13 protein-coding genes are annotated in these 15,974 nt (G+C 64.1%); 7 read left to right on the plus strand and 6 right to left on the minus strand.

The window, feature by feature from the left end; translation table 11 throughout:
* Window positions 1-67: 67 nt before the first annotated feature.
* Genes GNZ21_RS13600 through GNZ21_RS13615 form a run of 4 tightly spaced genes read left to right on the plus strand, consistent with a single transcriptional unit; the run spans window position 68 to window position 5,827 of the window.
* The gene (locus tag GNZ21_RS13600; RefSeq protein WP_157325239.1) at window positions 68-1,366 is read left to right on the plus strand and encodes a sugar ABC transporter substrate-binding protein; all 1,299 of its coding nucleotides are present in this window, start codon (window positions 68-70) and stop codon (window positions 1,364-1,366) included.
* Between the two features lie 3 nt (window positions 1,367-1,369).
* Window positions 1,370-3,013 (plus strand): ABC transporter permease subunit, encoded by a 1,644-nt coding sequence (locus GNZ21_RS13605; protein ID WP_157325242.1) that lies wholly within the window; start codon window positions 1,370-1,372, stop codon window positions 3,011-3,013.
* 1 nt (window position 3,014) lies between these two features.
* Complete coding sequence (locus tag GNZ21_RS13610; RefSeq protein ID WP_157325243.1) at window positions 3,015-3,911, plus strand: sugar ABC transporter permease; 897 nt, start codon at window positions 3,015-3,017, stop codon at window positions 3,909-3,911.
* Entirely contained in the window at window positions 3,908-5,827 is a 1,920-nt protein-coding gene (locus GNZ21_RS13615) for a glycoside hydrolase family 13 protein (protein WP_157325245.1), read from the plus strand. The genes GNZ21_RS13610 and GNZ21_RS13615 overlap by 4 nt, the downstream gene beginning before the upstream one ends.
* Window positions 5,828-5,848: 21 nt before the next feature.
* On the opposite strand, the gene GNZ21_RS13620 is transcribed toward GNZ21_RS13615, so the two are convergent.
* Together GNZ21_RS13620 and exaC are read right to left on the minus strand one after the other, a co-directional pair.
* Entirely contained in the window at window positions 5,849-6,247 is a 399-nt protein-coding gene (locus GNZ21_RS13620; protein WP_157325247.1) for a DUF779 domain-containing protein, read from the minus strand.
* Between the two features lie 26 nt (window positions 6,248-6,273).
* Complete coding sequence (gene exaC, locus GNZ21_RS13625; protein WP_157325249.1) at window positions 6,274-7,797, minus strand: acetaldehyde dehydrogenase ExaC; 1,524 nt, start codon at window positions 7,795-7,797, stop codon at window positions 6,274-6,276.
* Window positions 7,798-7,954: 157 nt separating this feature from the next.
* Between exaC and GNZ21_RS13630 the strand changes: the two genes are divergently transcribed.
* Both GNZ21_RS13630 and adhP read left to right on the plus strand, forming a co-directional pair.
* The gene (locus GNZ21_RS13630) at window positions 7,955-9,145 is read left to right on the plus strand and encodes a sigma-54-dependent transcriptional regulator family protein (RefSeq protein WP_157325251.1); all 1,191 of its coding nucleotides are present in this window, start codon (window positions 7,955-7,957) and stop codon (window positions 9,143-9,145) included.
* A 65-nt stretch (window positions 9,146-9,210) separates the two neighbouring features.
* On the plus strand, window positions 9,211-10,236 hold the full coding sequence (gene adhP / locus GNZ21_RS13635; RefSeq protein WP_157325253.1) for an alcohol dehydrogenase AdhP: 1,026 nt from the start codon (window positions 9,211-9,213) through the stop codon (window positions 10,234-10,236).
* Window positions 10,237-10,240: 4 nt separating this feature from the next.
* On the opposite strand, the gene GNZ21_RS13640 is transcribed toward adhP, so the two are convergent.
* The 4 genes from GNZ21_RS13640 to GNZ21_RS13655 are packed head-to-tail and all read right to left on the minus strand — an operon-like array spanning window position 10,241 to window position 15,528.
* The gene (locus GNZ21_RS13640) at window positions 10,241-11,821 is read right to left on the minus strand and encodes a hypothetical protein (RefSeq protein WP_157325255.1); all 1,581 of its coding nucleotides are present in this window, start codon (window positions 11,819-11,821) and stop codon (window positions 10,241-10,243) included.
* Window positions 11,818-12,462 carry an ABC transporter ATP-binding protein gene (locus tag GNZ21_RS13645; RefSeq protein ID WP_157325257.1) on the minus strand — a complete coding sequence of 215 codons (645 nt, stop codon included), beginning with the start codon at window positions 12,460-12,462 and terminating at the stop codon, window positions 11,818-11,820. Before GNZ21_RS13645 ends, GNZ21_RS13640 begins: the two co-directional genes overlap by 4 nt.
* Window positions 12,462-13,418 (minus strand): heme o synthase, encoded by a 957-nt coding sequence (locus tag GNZ21_RS13650; protein WP_229659383.1) that lies wholly within the window; start codon window positions 13,416-13,418, stop codon window positions 12,462-12,464. The genes GNZ21_RS13645 and GNZ21_RS13650 overlap by 1 nt, the downstream gene beginning before the upstream one ends.
* A gap of 49 nt (window positions 13,419-13,467) precedes the next feature.
* Entirely contained in the window at window positions 13,468-15,528 is a 2,061-nt protein-coding gene (locus GNZ21_RS13655) for a DNA gyrase/topoisomerase IV subunit B (RefSeq protein ID WP_157325262.1), read from the minus strand.
* 129 nt (window positions 15,529-15,657) lie between these two features.
* Here GNZ21_RS13655 and GNZ21_RS13660 point away from each other — a divergent pair, with 129 nt between their 5' ends.
* Window positions 15,658-15,864, plus strand: coding sequence for a DUF7455 domain-containing protein (locus GNZ21_RS13660; RefSeq protein WP_157325264.1), 207 nt, complete (start codon window positions 15,658-15,660; stop codon window positions 15,862-15,864).
* Window positions 15,865-15,974: the final 110 nt, after the last annotated feature.

The following is a 15,974-nucleotide window of genomic DNA, read 5'->3' on the forward strand; positions in this document are numbered from 1 at the left end:
TCATACTGGAAGCGCTTGCATTCAATCACTCGGAGAGCAAGCATTCCGACTCACAGAGAGGCACACCATGAGGACGACGTCAGAAGGACTGTTCCGCCTGACCGCGGTGCTCGGCATCTCCGCCCTGGCACTGAGCGCCTGCGGAGGCAACGGCGGGGAGGAGGCCCCCGAACTGGACGGCGAAGGAGCCGAGAACGGCGGGCCGGAGGAGAACGGCGGCGACAACGGCGAGCAGTTGGAGGCTTCCGGGGATCTGACGGTCTGGGTCGATGCAGACCGTGCCGACGTGCTGGCCGATGCGGCAGAGGAGTTTGAGGCCGACACTGGAATTTCGGTCAACCTGGTGCAGCAGGACTTCGGGGAGATCCGCGACCAGTTCGTCTCCCAGGTCCCCACCGGTGAGGGCCCGGACATCGCGGTGGGAGCACATGACTGGCTGGGCGTCCTCGTCACCAACGGAGTGGTGGCACCGGTCGAGCTTGGCGATGCCGTGGACGACTTCGAGGATGTCGCCATCGAGGCGTGGTCCTATGACGGCCAGGTCTACGGGGTTCCCTACTCCATCGAAAACATCGCCCTGCTGCGCAATGCTGATCTGGTTGACGAAGCGCCGGAGACCTTCGACGAGATGATCGAGCTCGGCGAGGACTCCGGGGCCGACTATCCGTTTGTCGTAGGCCTCCATGCGCAGGCCGCAGATCCGTACCACCTCTACCCCTTCCAAATGTCTTACGGGGCACCGGTCTTCGGGCAGAACGAGGACGGCAGCTACGATCCCGAGGATCTGCAGCTGGGCAACGAGGGTGGCCTGGAGTTTGCTGACTGGCTGGCCGAGCAGGGCTCAGCCGGCGTGCTGAACACCAATATTGACGGTGACCTGGCCCAAGAGACCTTCAACGACGGGGCGGCGGCCTTCCAGCTGACAGGACCCTGGAACGTGCCCAGCGCTCAGGAGGCAGGGATCAATGTGGAGGTCGATTTCATTCCCCCTGCCGGTGATCTTGAGGCGCAGCCCTTTGCCGGAGTGCAGGGATTCTTCCTCTCGTCACAGAGTGAGAACACTCTGGCTGCCACCACTTTCCTGGTGGACTACGTGGGCTCCCCTGAGGTGCAGACGGCACTCTATGAGGTCGGTGGCCGCGCCCCGGCACTGACGGAGGCCTTCGATGCGGCACTGGCCGATGATGAGATTGTGGCAGGCTTCGGCGAAGTCGGGGCTGAGGCTGTTCCGATGCCTTCCATCCCGGAGATGGGTGCCGTCTGGGACTTCTGGGGCGCTACCCAGGCTGCGATCATCAACGGTGACGGTGACCCGGCCCAGCTCTGGGAGCAGATGGTTGAGGACATCGAAGGGGCCATCGAGTAGTCCATGCCTGAGCACACCACCACCAGCGGGCCGCCCCCTCGGGAGGCGAGTAAGCTGACCCGGCGTCAGCGGCAGGCGGCCAAGATCATTGACGCCACATCTATAGGATGGAAGCTCATCCTGTTCAAGATCGTGGTCCTCGGCCTGCTCTGCGCCACCGCGGTCTATGCGGCCCTGGTCCTCTTCATGAATGAGCGATGGTTCGTCGGCTCGCTGGTGGTGGTCGGTGGCGCCGCCCTGACCTGGATCTACCTGCAGCGCGGCGCCCTACCGGCCAAGTACCTGGCTCCGGGCTTGGTCTTTCTGCTGATCTTCCAGATCTTCGTGGTGCTCTACTCCGGCTATGTCGCCTTCACCAACTACGGCACCGGCCACAATTCCACGAAGGACCACGCGATCCACGCGATCATGCTCCAGACCCAGGACCGGGTGCCCGATTCCCCCACCTACCAGGTCTCTGTCCTTGAGGAGTCCGGAGAGCTGCTGGCCTCGGAAGAGCTCTATTTCGCCGTTGTCACAGCCGATGGAGAGGCCCTCATCGGAGCTGATGAAGAGCCTCTGGAGCCCGCTGAGGGCGCGGTGGTCGAGGACGGGCGGGTCACCTCCGTGGACGGCTATAACGTACTGCCCTTCGCCGAGCTGCTCAACCGGCAGCAGGAGGTCACTGACCTGGTGGTCCCGATCAGCGAGGATCCCAACGACGGATACCTGCGAACCCAGGACGGCCAGCGGGCCTACCAGTACACCTCCCGGTACGTGTACGACGAGGCCGCCGACACCATGACCAACACCGAGACCGGTGAGGTCTACCGGGACACCGGAGAAGGCGCCTTCGTCTCCGAGGCTGGAGAGCAGCTGATGCCCGGATGGCAGATCAACGTTGGGTTCGACAACTTCATCCGAGCCGTCACTGAGGACTCCATTCGCGGTCCGCTCATCTATGTGACCCTGTGGACCTTTGCCTTCGCCTTCCTCTCTGTGGCCACCACCTTCATCCTGGGCCTGTTCCTGGCCATGGTCTTCAACGATCAGCGGATGAAGTCCCGGAAGTACTACCGGCTGGTGATGATCCTGCCCTACGCGTTCCCGGGCTTTCTCTCCGCGCTGGTCTGGGCCGGAATGATGAACCAGGAGTTCGGCTTCATCAACAATGTGCTCTTCGGCGGGGCCTCTATTCCCTGGCTGACAGACCCCTGGCTGGCCAAGCTGAGCATCCTGATCGTCAACCTGTGGCTGGGCTTCCCCTATATGTTCCTGGTCTGCACCGGCGCGCTGCAGGCTATTCCCGAAGAGCTCTCCGAAGCCGCCCAGGTGGACGGTGCCAAAGCCTTCCAGGCCTTCCGCTCCATCAAGCTGCCGCTGCTGCTGACCGCGATCGCTCCGCTGCTGATCAGCTCCTTCGCGTTCAACTTCAACAACTTCAACCTGGTCTATATGCTCACCGGCGGCGGACCCAGGGACGTCTCAGCCGGGGTGAACGTCGGCTCCACCGACATTCTGATCTCCATGGTCTATAAAGTCGCCTTCGTCGGCTCTCAAGCTGACTATGGCCTGGCCAGCGCCTTCTCCATCCTGATCTTCATCATCGTCGGCACCATCTCGGTGATCGCGTTCCGGAAGACCAAGTCCTTCGAGGAGCTGAACTGATATGTCGCAGCGCAGCGCCACATATGATGCCAAGCTGCTCCGTCGCCCCTTCCGCCGCTGGTGGCGGGAGACCGGGTGGCGGCACCTCGTGGGAGTCGGCGTCGTCGTCTTCTCCGTCTTCCCGCTGATCTACGTCTTCTCCGCCTCCCTGAACCCCGGAGGCACTCTGATCACCGCGAACAACCTGTTCAGCAACTTCAGCTTCGACAGCTACGTCGAACTGTTCAACCGCCCCCAGCAGCCCTATGCCGCGTGGTTTCTCAATACGCTGTTCATCGGCCTGACTGCCGCGGCAGGATCAGTATTGCTCGGGGCGCTGGCAGCCTATGCCTTCTCCCGGATGCGGTTCACCGGACGGCGCTTCGGGCTGATCACCTTGGTCCTGGTGCAGATGTTCCCGCAGCTGCTGGCAATGGTCGCGATCTTCCTGCTGATGCTCGGCATCGGTGAGGTTTTTCCCGCCATCGGACTGAACAGTCAGATCGGCCTGATCATGGTGTACCTGGGCGGAGCTTTGGGGGTCAACACCTATCTGATGTACGGGTTCTTCAACACCGTTCCCACATCCATCGACGAGGCAGCGCGGATCGACGGCGCCGGCCACGCCCGGATCTTCTTCACCATCATCCTGCCGCTGGTCTCCCCTATCCTGGCTGTGGTCGCACTGCTCTCGCTGGTCGGTACGCTCAGCGAGTTCGTGATCGCCTCAGTGCTGCTGCGCGATCCGGAGCGGCAGACCCTTGCAGTGGGGCTCTACCAGTTCATCTCTCAGGAGACCTCCCAAAACTGGTCGATCTTCGCTGCCGGAGCCGTGCTTGCCGCCATCATCCCGGTGGCCCTCTTCCTGGTGCTGCAGCGTTACATCGTCTCAGGGCTCGTGGCGGGAAGTGTGAAATGACGGCACCGCTCCTCCCCCATCACGACGGCTCCCCGCTGCACGTCTCCAACCAGGCGCCCAGTCTTGGTGAGAAGGTGACTCTTCGGCTGCGGGTGCCCACGGGCTATCCCCCGCTGCGACAGGTCACCGTGCGGTCGAACCCCGATCACGAACCGCACTGGGACCACGCCCGCTTGGTGGGCACTGCCCAAGGCTGGGACTGGTGGCAGGCGGAGATCACGGTGACCACTCCGAACCATGGCTACCGCTGGATGCTGGTGCATGAGACCGACGACGAGGCCCCAGCCGGCTCCCAGCCCAGAGTGGGGTGGGTCAATCAGGCCGGCACACACCGCCAAGAGGTTCTCGATGCCTATGATTTCCGGCTGCTGGCGCATCCCGCACCGCCGGACTGGTTGTGCGAGTCCGTGATGTACCAGATCTTCCCGGACAGGTTCGCCCGCTCGGCTGCCGCGGACCAGCGCAGCCTGCCGGACTGGGCACAGCCAGCTGACTGGACGGACCCGGTGGACCCGGTGATGCCCGCGCGGGTCCGTCAGTTCTACGGCGGTGACCTGGACGGGATCACCGAGCGACTGGACCATCTGGAGTCACTGGGGGTGCGGATCCTCTATCTGACCCCGTTCTTCCCAGCTGCTTCCAACCACCGCTACGACGCTTCCAGCTTCATGCGGGTCGACCCGCTGCTCGGCGGGGAGCAGGCGCTGATTCGTCTGGTGGAGGCCGCCCATGACCGAGGCATGAAGGTGATTGGGGACCTGACCACCAATCATTCCGGGGACCGCCATGAGTGGTTCCAGCGTGCACTGGCCGACCCCGAGTCTCCCGAGCGCAGCTTCTACTATTTCAACGAGGACGGCAGCTACGAATCCTGGCTGGGCACTGCCACCCTGCCCAAGTTCAACTGGGCTTCTCAGCAGTTGCGTGAGGCCTTTATCGAAGGGCCGGACTCCGTGGTCGCCCACTGGCTGAAGTCACCGTTCAACCTGGACGGATGGCGGATCGACGTGGCCAATATGACCGGACGGCTCGGTGAGGTTGACCTGAATGCTGAGGTCCGCCAGATCCTGCGGCGCACCATGGAGCAGGTGAAGCCGGACTCGATCCTGCTGGCAGAGTCGACCAACGATGCCACCAGCGATCTCACTGGAGATGCCTGGCACGGGGCGATGACGTATCCGTCATTCACCAGACCGCTGTGGAGCTGGCTTTCCGCCTCTTCTGGTGAGCCTTATCTGGACGCCCAGGGTGAGAAGGAGACCGTTCCATGGTTCTTCGGCCAGCCTGCCGGAGGGATCCCGCAGGGCAGTGCGGAGAAGTTCGCCGCGGCAGTGGATCGGTTCAACTCTCCCATCCCCTGGCGGGTTCGGCTGGGCAATATGCACCCCTTGAATACCCATGACACGGCCCGCTTCGTGCAGAACGCCGCGCCAGGCACTGTTCCGGTGGCGGTGGGCCTGCAGATGACCCTGCCGGGGCTGCCCACTCTGTTCGCCGGAGATGAGTTCGGGCTGAGCGGCGCCGACGGCGAGAGCAGCCGCACCCCGATCCCCTGGGACAGTGCGCAGCAGCCGGAGACTGTGCGGCGGCTGAGCCTCTACCGAGAGTTGATCGCGCTCAGGCGGCAGCATCAGGTGCTGCGCACCGGGAGCATGCGCTGGCTCCACGCGGACGAACAGGCCGTGGTGTTCCTGCGCGATTCGACAGAGGAGACCATGCTGGTGCTCGCCGCAGCGCCGGCTGAGGGCCAGCAGTGGCGGGCGGAACTTCCCTCAGCGCTGCTCGGCGGCGGAGTCTCGCAGGCTGCCAGGCTGTTCGGCGATGCTGAACTCAGCTTCGGTGCCGACTCACTGACTTTGGGCACTCAGGGCCCCTGCTTCGCTGTATGGCAGCTGCCGGGCGTCGTCGTTCCCTAAAAGTCCCACAGACCAGGTGAGTCAGGCCACTGAACCGTAGCTGACCGGTTCCAGCTGCGCGGTTTCCTGCTCGGTGAAGAGCCGGGACCGGACGATGAACCGGTTGCCGGTGGGACCTTCGATGCTGAAGCCTGAGCCGCGGCCCTTGGTGACATCGATGGTGATATGGGTATGCGCCCAGTACTCGAACTGCGGTTTGGATATCCATACCGGCACCGGCTCCGGTGTGCCCGGCTCCAGCTGACCCAGCAGCACGTCCTGTGGCCCAGTCATGAAGGTCCCCTGGGTGTAGCACATGGGTGCCGAGCCGTCGCAGCATCCTCCTGACTGGTGGAACATCAGCGGCTGTCCGTGCTCGTCACGGAGCTGACGCAGCAGAGCGGCAGCATCATCTGTTACTGCAACGCGCTCAGCACCCATGGCACTCTCCTTTCCCCGGAACTAACTCAGAAGAAGCCCAGCTTGTCTTCGCTGTAGCTGACAAGCAGGTTCTTGGTCTGCTGGTAGTGGGCCAGCATCATCAGATGGTTCTCCCGCCCAATGCCGGACTGCTTGTACCCGCCGAATGCGGCATGGGCCGGGTACTGGTGGTAGCAGTTGGTCCAGACCCGGCCGGCCTGAATGTCGCGGCCCGCCTGGTATGCAGTATTGCCGCTGCGCGCCCAGACTCCGGCCCCCAGTCCGTAGAGCGTGTCATTGGCGATGGAGATGGCATCCTGGTAATCGGTGAACTCGGTCACCGAGACCACCGGTCCGAAGATCTCCTCTTGGAAGACACGCATCCTGTTATTGCCGCGGAAGATGGTCGGCTCCACGTAGTAGCCCTCGGCGAGATCACCCTCCAGCTGCAACCGCGAACCGCCGGTGAGCACCTCTGCGCCCTCTTTCTGGCCGATGTCCAGGTAGCTGAGGATCTTCTCCAGCTGGTCATTGGAGGCCTGGGCGCCCACCTGGGTCTCGGTGTCCAGCGGGTTGCCCTGCTTCACCGCCTTGGTGCGGGCCACCGCCTTGTCCAGGAACTCATCAATGATGGTGGACTGGATCAGCGCCCGGGAGGGGCAGGTGCAGACCTCTCCCTGGTTCAGGGCGAACATGGTGAAGCCCTCCAGAGCCTTGTCGTAGAAGGCGTCATCTGCGGCGGCCACATCCTCGAAGAAGATGTTCGGGGACTTCCCGCCCAGCTCCAGAGTGACCGGGATCAGGTTCTGGCTGGCGTACTGCATGATCAGCCGGCCGGTGGTGGTCTCTCCGGTAAAGGCGATCTTCTTGATCCGCGGGTTGGAGGCCAGCGGCGCTCCGGCCTCGGTGCCGAACCCGTTGACCACGTTGACCACGCCGGCAGGCAGGATGTCCTGGATCAGCTCCATGAGCACCAGGATGGAGCTGGGCGTCTGCTCGGCAGGTTTGAGCACCACAGCGTTGCCCGCGGCCAGGGCCGGCGCCAACTTCCAGACTGCCATCAGGATGGGGAAGTTCCAGGGGATGATCTGACCGACCACGCCCAGCGGCTCGTGGTAGTGATAGGCCACAGTGCTGGAGTCAATCTCACTGATCCCGCCCTCCTGGGCACGGATCACCCCGGCGAAGTAGCGGAAGTGGTCTACAGCCAGCGGCAGGTCCGCGGCCAGAGTCTCGCGCACCGGCTTGCCGTTCTCCCAGGTTTCTGCCACGGCCAGAGCTTCGAGGTTCTCCTCGATCCGATCAGCGATTCTGTTCAGCAGTACGCCACGTTCAGCCACTGAGGTCTTCCCCCAGGCCGGGGCTGCCTTGTGGGCGGCGTCCAGGGCCAGCTCAATGTCCTCGGCAGTGGAGCGGGCCACCTCAGTAAAGGTCTTTCCGGTCACCGGCGAGGGGTTCTCAAAGTATTGGCCCTTGACCGGGGCCACCCATTCGCCGCCGATGAAGTTCTCGTACCGAGACTTAAAGCTGACGGTGCTTCCCTCAGTGCCGGGCTGTGCATATACGGTCATGGTGACTCCTTTGTCGTCAGGTCAAGGATAGTGATGAAGATCACTACAATTCAAGAACCTACCCCATGCACCGTTGCACCAACGTTGCATGACTCAGCATGCCGGCGGCACAGTAGACTGTGATCCACAGCACGTTTCTCTTCCACGAAGGAGGGAGATGAAGGCAGTCCCTGACGACCCTCAGACCTGGAGCGCACTCAGGCCGGCGCTGCGCGAGTCCTGGCACCGTTCAGCGCAGTTTTTGCGGGATCCTGGTTCAGCACTGGCTCCGGTGGAAATGGATGACGGGGATCTCGACGCCTACCGCAGGGAACATCCCCTCCGCCAGGTGCTTCCCATCTTTGAGAAGCTTCTGGTGCAACCTGCTGCCGACGCCGGGCTGGTCGTGGCAATCGGAGATGCCAAGGGCAGGCTGCTCTGGGTGGATGGGGACCGGAAGGCCCTGCGAATAGCTGAGGGCTCAGCGTTTCAGCCAGGGGCCACGTGGTCCGAGGAGGCTATCGGCACCTCAGCTCCCGGCGTGGCGCTGATCACCGGGCAGGGTGTCCAGGTTCATCAGGAGGAGCATTTCGCTTCCTCGGCACACCAGTTCTCATGCTCTGCGGCACCGATCTGCAACCCCCACACCGGCGGCCTGCTGGGCGTAGTGGACCTCACGGGGGGCGAGATGGCAGTGGCCACCCACTCGCTGCCGCTTATTCAAGCAGCCATCTCGGCAGCGGAGGCAGAGCTCAAGGTTCTGCCGGCGGACACCGGCCTTGCCCAGCTGACCACGCTGGGAACCCGCCGGCCACAGATCGGTATTGCCGCAGCCCGGGAGTCGCTGAGCCTGCGCCATGCAGAGATTCTCACCCTGCTCGCCTGGGACGGCTCCACCTCGGGCAGAGGGCATAGTGCCGGAGAACTGGCGGAGCTCATCTTCGGCGAGTCCGGCCATGAAGTCACGCTCCGTGCTGAGATTGTTCGACTTCGCAGGATCCTCAGGGCCACCCCAGCTGCTGCCGGCATGGATCTGGAATCGAGGCCCTACCGGCTCTCCTCCCCTCTGGATCTGGATGCGCTGACAGTGGTCACGGCACTGACCGCCGGAGACCGCAGCACCGCACTGGACATCTACGGAGGGGCGCTGCTGCCGAATTCTGAGGCCCCCGGCATTCTGGAGCTGCGCCAGCACATCTCAGCGGCGCTGCGTGAAGCATTGCTCTCAGACGGTACACCTGAGGAGTTGCTGAGGTACCTCCAACTGTCTGAAGCTGCCCGCGATGAGCAGGTGGTCTACACCGCACTGCGGCTGCTGCCCCCGGATTCCCCGCAGCGTGCAGCACTGGTGGTACGTATGCAACCTTGACGCAACCTCAGTGTGGCTAACGTCACAAGTGCACCTGAAAACCACTTGTGACAAAAGGAGCCGACATGTCAGTTATGACTGCAGCAGTAGTGGAAGATTTCGGCAAGGAGCTTGCCGTCACAGACCAGCCCGTGCCGGAACCCGGCCCCGGTCAGGTCTTGGTGAAACTGATCGCCTCGGGAGTCTGCCATACCGATCTGCACGCTGCGGAGGGAGACTGGCCGGTAAAGCCCACGCTGCCCCTCATTCCCGGACACGAGGGAGTAGGCATTGTGGAGAAGCTCGGCGAGGGGGTGACGAACATACAGGTTGGCCAGACCGTTGGCAATGCCTGGTTGTGGAGGGCCTGCGGTCACTGCCAGTACTGCCGGACCGGGTGGGAGACCCTGTGCGAAGATCAGCTCAACGGCGGCTACTCCTCAGACGGATCCTTCGGCGAATACATGCTGGTGGAGGCCAGCCATGCTGCGGCCATCCCGGAAGGTGCCGACCCCCATGAAATCGCCCCAGTCCTCTGTGCTGGCGTGACCGTGTACAAGGGGTTGAAGATGACTGACGTCCGCCCCGGCCAGTGGGTCGTGATCTCAGGCATCGGTGGTCTGGGGCATATTGCTGTTCAGTACGCGGTGGCCATGGGCATGCGCGTTGTTGCAGTAGACATTGCCGATGACAAGCTCGCCTTGGCCAAGAAGCATGGGGCTGAGCTCACCCTCAACGCCATGGGAACCGATCCTGCCCATGAGATCCAGGAGCAGATCGGCGGTGCTCATGGAGTATTGGTCACCGCTGTACACCCGAGCGCCTTTGGGCAAGCGATCAGTATGACACGTCGCGGCGGGACCATCGTGTTCAACGGACTGCCCCCAGGGGACTTCCCGGCCCCGATCTTCGACATTGTGCTCAAAGGCCTGACCATCCGCGGGTCCATCGTCGGAACCCGGCAGGACATGGTCGAAGCCCTGGACTTCTACGCACGGGGGCTGATCCACCCCACGTATTCCAAGCGGCCACTGGACGATATCAACGCCATTCTGGACGAAATGCGACACGGCAAGATCGACGGTCGCGTGGTCATCGACTACACCAGCTGAGGACTCACACCGGCCGAGGTGGACCAGCAGTCATCTGCACCCCGGTCCGGGCCCAGCCCCAGATCATCACCGTGAGGATCAGGGCGCCGAGCACCCCAACCAACGTGCTCGGCTGCAGGGGCAGCACCACCACGGCAAGCACCGCGGTGACGGTGATGATGATCCCGTCACCCAGCCAGAGCAGGATCTTCACCGCCGAAAGGTCAACCCGGCCCGGAATCACGGTGGGGGCTAGGAACTCCACCGGGATGTTCCGGCTGCGCATGGACTGGAAGAACCGGGCTGCCAGCGCCGCCGCAGTCACGGCCAGGGTCCATGCCGGCTCCTTCCACTGCGCAGCACTGCCGGGGAGTACGACGACGCCCGCCGCACCTGCCGTGGTGAGCACACCGCTGGTCAGCACCGGCCAGAGCAGCCGGCGGCCCAGGGCGCCAGCAGATGACCAGCCGAAGAGGGCGGCGGCGTCGAATTCGTTCTTCAGCTGCCGCCATCCCTCGCTGAGGCTGCCGGTGCCCAGGAAGAGCAGCACCGCTCCGGCCACACCCAGAGGCACGGTGGCCAGCAGGTTGCTGTCCTGGAAACTCTCCCCGGCGGCTGGGGCGGCGAGGGTCAGCAGGGCGGCCCCTGCCGGGACCAGTACGGCTGCCCCGAGCAGGGACAGCGGGCTGCGCAGTGCCGAGATGAGGTCCTGACGCAGTCCGCTGAGCGCTGCCGGGCCAGCAGTCACCGGCACCCGGTGGAACCGGTGTGCGGGTTTGCTCCGGAAGAGCTCCACCGCGTCGTTGATGCTGCCGGTGGAGGTGAACAGCCGGGCTTCGGAGATTCTGCGGCTCTGGTTCAGCACCCGTGCCGCAGGCAGTCGATCCAGGGCCGCAGGTATTGCTGCGATCAGGATCACCCCCGCAGCAGCTGTCAATGCCAGGGCTGCCACCGGCCAGGCAGCCCCGCCGGTCCAGAGCAGCCCCGACCACCCGGCTGGTGTGGCCAGACGCATTTCTGAGAAGACCAGGCCGAGTGCCCCAGCAGCCGATATCACCACCGCGCTGAAGAGCAGGGCTCGGAGGCTGAGCCGCTGACCCAGGAAGGCCAGCAGTGCCAGCTGCACGCCGCCGGCGAATGCGGCGGCAACCAGCAGCCCGAACCGGTCCCAGTCCCAGACCCCGGTCAGGGTCAGTGCAAAGAGGCCCACTGCGGCCAGCCCCGCAGCGGCCATACCTACGCAGGCCACCGCTTTGAGCGTAGGCAGCAGCAGCACCCGGCGCCTGGGGATATCAGTGCCCAGCAGCGTATGGGCCAGGAATGGGGTCAGCAGCACCGGCCCCTGAATGCGCCCGGTCCATAGCGCGGCCACGGCGAGCAGGGTGAGTGCAGCCGTGATGACGGGCTCGCTCTGCGGCTGGGTGAGCTGCAGGGCGAAATCCGGGTCAAGGAAATCACCCACCACGTAGACCACCGGCAGAATGTAGAACGCGGTGACGAAGCCGATCAGGTAGAGGGAGAACCAGCGGTCCCCTGCTGTGGGCGCACCTTCGCGGCCCAGGTGGATCCCGCGCGCTGCCTTCAGCCGCTGAGCCGGAGTACTCATTCGGCTGCTGGGCTGCGGTTCAGAGCAATCTGCTGATCTGCCTGGCTGATGATCTCAGCCCGGTGCGTGGCGGTGATGATCAGCGCTCCGAAAGCCACCCGCTGCTGGAGCAGGCTGATCAGTCGCTGCACCCGGTCAGTGTCCAGATGCCGTTCGGGCTCGTCCAGCAGGAGCAGCTCAAAGGGCCGGCTGAGCGTCAGTGCCAGGGCGAAGAGCTGCAGCTGCCCGGCGGAAAGCTCATAGGGGAACCGCTCCCCCAGTTCGGCGATGGTGAGCTGTTCCAGAGTCTGCTCAGCACCAGTGAAGGCTGCGGCCTCGTCCTCCCCCCAGGAGACCCGCACTAGGGCCAGCTGTTCGCACAGTGTCATATCCCTGGCCATCGGCGGGGTGTCGATCAGCGAGGCTGCCGCAGCCCGGAAGGCGGGATCGAACTCATAGGGCGGCCGCCCGTTGATCAGGCACTCCCCGATGCTGGGCAGCTGCCTACCGGCAAGGGTCTTCAGCAGGGTGGTCTTACCAGTCCCATTGGCCCCGGTCAGTGCGATCAGGGCTGGCTTCTCCGCCGTGAGGCTGGTCTCCGGGAGCAGGACGGCCTCCTCTGCGGAGACTCCCAGCCCGCGGCAGATCACCGAGGCGGTCATCAGCCCATCAGGGGACTGCCGATGAAGGGGTCGATCCACAACCCGATGAACAGCAGGGTCAGGTAGAGGATCGAGAGGTGGAACAGCTTCATCGCCCGCTTATCAGTGAGCGACTCGTTCTGCGCTCGACGGTAGAGCACATGGGACTCATAGATGAACCAGGCCCCGGCGACCACTGCGAATCCGGTGTAGGTGATGCCGGCCCAGCCCAGCGGGATCAGCAGCAGCGAGCAGGCCACGGTGGCCCAGGCGTAGAGCACCACCTGCACCGACACTGTCTTGGCGGTGGCCACCGCACCCAGCATCGGAACATCGGCATTCTGATAGTCGGTGCGGTACTTCATGGACAGCGGCCAGTAATGCGGCGGGGTCCACAGGAAGATGATGAAGAACAGCACCAGGGCGGGCCATTCCACCGTCTCGCGAACCGCCGCCCAGGCGATCAGCACCGGGAAACAGCCGGCCAGGCCGCCCCAGATGATGTTCTGTTCAGTGCGGCGCTTGAGCACCATGGTGTAGATGACCACGTAGAAGAACATGGCCAGTGCTCCGAGCCCGGCGGCCAGTGGATTGGCGCCGAACCAGAGGATCGCAAGTGCTGCGATGCCCAGCAGGGTTGCGAAGACCAGGGCCTCCCGCGGGCTCAGTTCCCCGGTGACCAGGGGCCGCTTCTTGGTCCGGTTCATCAACCGGTCCATATCGCGGTCCAGGTAGCAGTTGAAGGCACCGGCCGAGCCGGCGGAGAAAGCACCGCCGATCATGGTGGCCAATGCCGTCCAGAAGTTCGGCAGCCCGCCCTGGGCGAAGAACATAGTCGGCAGGGTGGTCACCAGCAGCAGCTCGACCACGCGCGGCTTGGTCAGAGACAGGTAGGCGGCGGCCTTGCGTTTGAATCCGATCCGGCCTGCTGTGGGTGCCACAGATGCAGCGGCGTCATCAGCTGGGCGGGTGCTCAGATCGGTCACCATGTCAGTCTACCGTGTTCTACAGCCCGTAGAAGAATTGCTACGCGTCGATTTTCTCGCGGTCCAGGGCTGCTGCGCCCTCGATGATGAACTCTTTACGAGGAGCCACCACGGAGCCCATCAGCAGCTCGAAGACCCGTTCGGCAGCCTCGGCGTCCTCAGCTCGGATCCGGCGCAGGGAACGGTGCTCGGGATCCATAGTGGTCTCTGAGAGCTGGTCGGCGTCCATCTCCCCCAGGCCCTTATAGCGCTGGATGGGTTCCTTATAGCGCAGCCCCTTCTTCTCCAGTTCGGCCAGCAGGGTGACCAGCTCAGCTTCAGAATAGGTGTAGCGGACCTCATTGGCCTTCCGGCCGGAATGGATGACCTCTACCCTGTGCAGCGGAGGCACTGCGGCGAAGACCCGTCCAGCCTCGATCATCGGGCGCATATAACGGAAGAAGAGGGTCAGCAGCAGTGTCCGGATATGGGCTCCGTCCACATCGGCGTCAGTCATCAGGATTACCTTGCCGTAGCGGGCCGCCTCGAGGTCGAAGCTGCGTCCGGATCCGGCTCCGATCACCTGCAGGAGGGCCGCGCATTCAGTATTGGAGAGCATATCTGCCACTGAGGCTTTCTGGACATTGAGAATCTTGCCGCGGATGGGAAGCAACGCCTGGAAGTCGGAGGAGCGGGCCAGTTTGGCGGTGCCCAGGGCGGAATCGCCCTCCACGATGAACAGCTCGGAGGATTCCACGTCCTTATTGCGGCATTCGACCAGCTTCGCCGGCATAGAGGAGTTCTCCAGGGCGTTCTTGCGGCGCTGGGTCTCCTTGTGCTGGCGCGCGGCGATACGGGACTTCATCTCCGCCACCACCTTCTCCAGAACCGCGGCGGCCTCCTGCTTCTCGGCGCGCTTGGTGCTGGTCAGCCGCTTCTCGAGCTCGGTGGAGACCACTCTGTTGACGATCTGCTTGGCCGCGGGGGTGCCCAGGACTTCCTTGGTCTGGCCCTCGAACTGCGGCTCGGCGATGCGTACCGTGACCACTGCGGTCAGCCCGGCCAGCACATCGTCCTTCTCGAGCTTGTCGTTGCCGGCCTTGAGTCGGCGGGCATTGGCCTCCACCACTTTGCGCAGGACCTTGACCATGGCCTGTTCGAATCCGGTGAGGTGTGAGCCGCCCTTGGGGGTGGAGATGATGTTCACGAAGGACTTCACCGTGGTGTCATAGCCGACTCCCCAGCGCAGGGCGATGTCCACCTCGCAGTCGCGCTCGACATCGGTCATCTGTCCGTCCACTGGGATCCGTTCGCTGAAGCTGCCGTGACCCTGGATCCGCCAGATGCCGGTGACCGGGCCGTCAGTGGCCAGGTGGTCCACGAACTCGCTGATTCCGCCGTCGTACTGGAAGACCTGTTCGCTGGTCTCGGCCCCGCGGCGGTCCTCGATGGTGATCCGCAGTCCTGGCACCAGGAAGGCCGTCTGCCGGGCACGGTTGACCAGCTCATCCTCCATGAACTGAGCCTCCGGGGAGAAGATGTCCCGATCGGCCCAGTACCGCACTGTGGTGCCGGTGACCCCGCGCTTGGCCCTGCCTGCGGCTAGAAGCGGTGATCCCTTCTCCGCGGCGGTGAAGGGATCAGTGGGCTTGGCGCCGGCGAAGGTGCCAGGCTCACCGCGCCGGAAGCTCATCTGGTGGACTTTCCCGCCCCGGGTCACCGTGGCGTCCAGTCTGGCGGAGAGCGCGTTGACCACTGAGGCGCCCACGCCATGCAGTCCGCCGACGGCGTTGTAGGAGCCGCCGCCGAACTTCCCGCCGGCGTGGAGTTTGGTGAACACCACCTCAAGCCCGGAAAGCCCGGTGCGCGGCTCCACGTCAACGGGGATGCCGCGGCCGTCGTCGGAGACCTCTACGGAGTCATCCGGGTGCAGGGTGATAGCGATGGTCGAGGCGTGCCCGGCCAGGGCCTCGTCCACGGAGTTGTCGATGATCTCCCAGAGGCAGTGCATCAGCCCCTGGGAGCCGGTGGAGCCGATGTACATGCCGGGGCGTTTGCGCACTGCCTCCAGCCCTTCGAGGACGGAGAGGTGCCGGGCACTGTACTCATCGCGCTTTGCCATGCAGGAAAGACTATCCGCACCTCTTCGCCGGTGGCGAAAGGCACGCCTCAGCGGAGCAAATCGCGAATGTGCAGGCGGTTCACGTGGTTGTATGGGTGACACCATCACTCAACGCTAGGAGGCGAGAGCATGACAGCAACCACTGGCACTCTGGAGGCCACCACCAAGCTGACTGCCCTGGACCGCTGCGACCGCTGCGGTGCACAGGCCTATATTCGCGCTGAGCTCCTCTCCGGCGGAGTGCTGCTCTTCTGCAACCACCACGGTCGGGACGTGGAGGCGAAGCTGCGGCCGCAGACCGCTAGCTGGATCGACGAGTCCGACCGCATCAGCTGAGTCCGCACAGAAAAATGCCCCGGCAGTCTGCCGGGGCATTTTTCATGCTCGGGAACCGTATCCCGCTAGCTGCATTGTCCCGCCGGCGGGGAAACCCCGCTCGGCTCTCG

This window comes from Nesterenkonia alkaliphila (genome assembly GCF_009758175.1).
GTDB lineage: Bacteria > Actinomycetota > Actinomycetes > Actinomycetales > Micrococcaceae > Nesterenkonia > Nesterenkonia alkaliphila.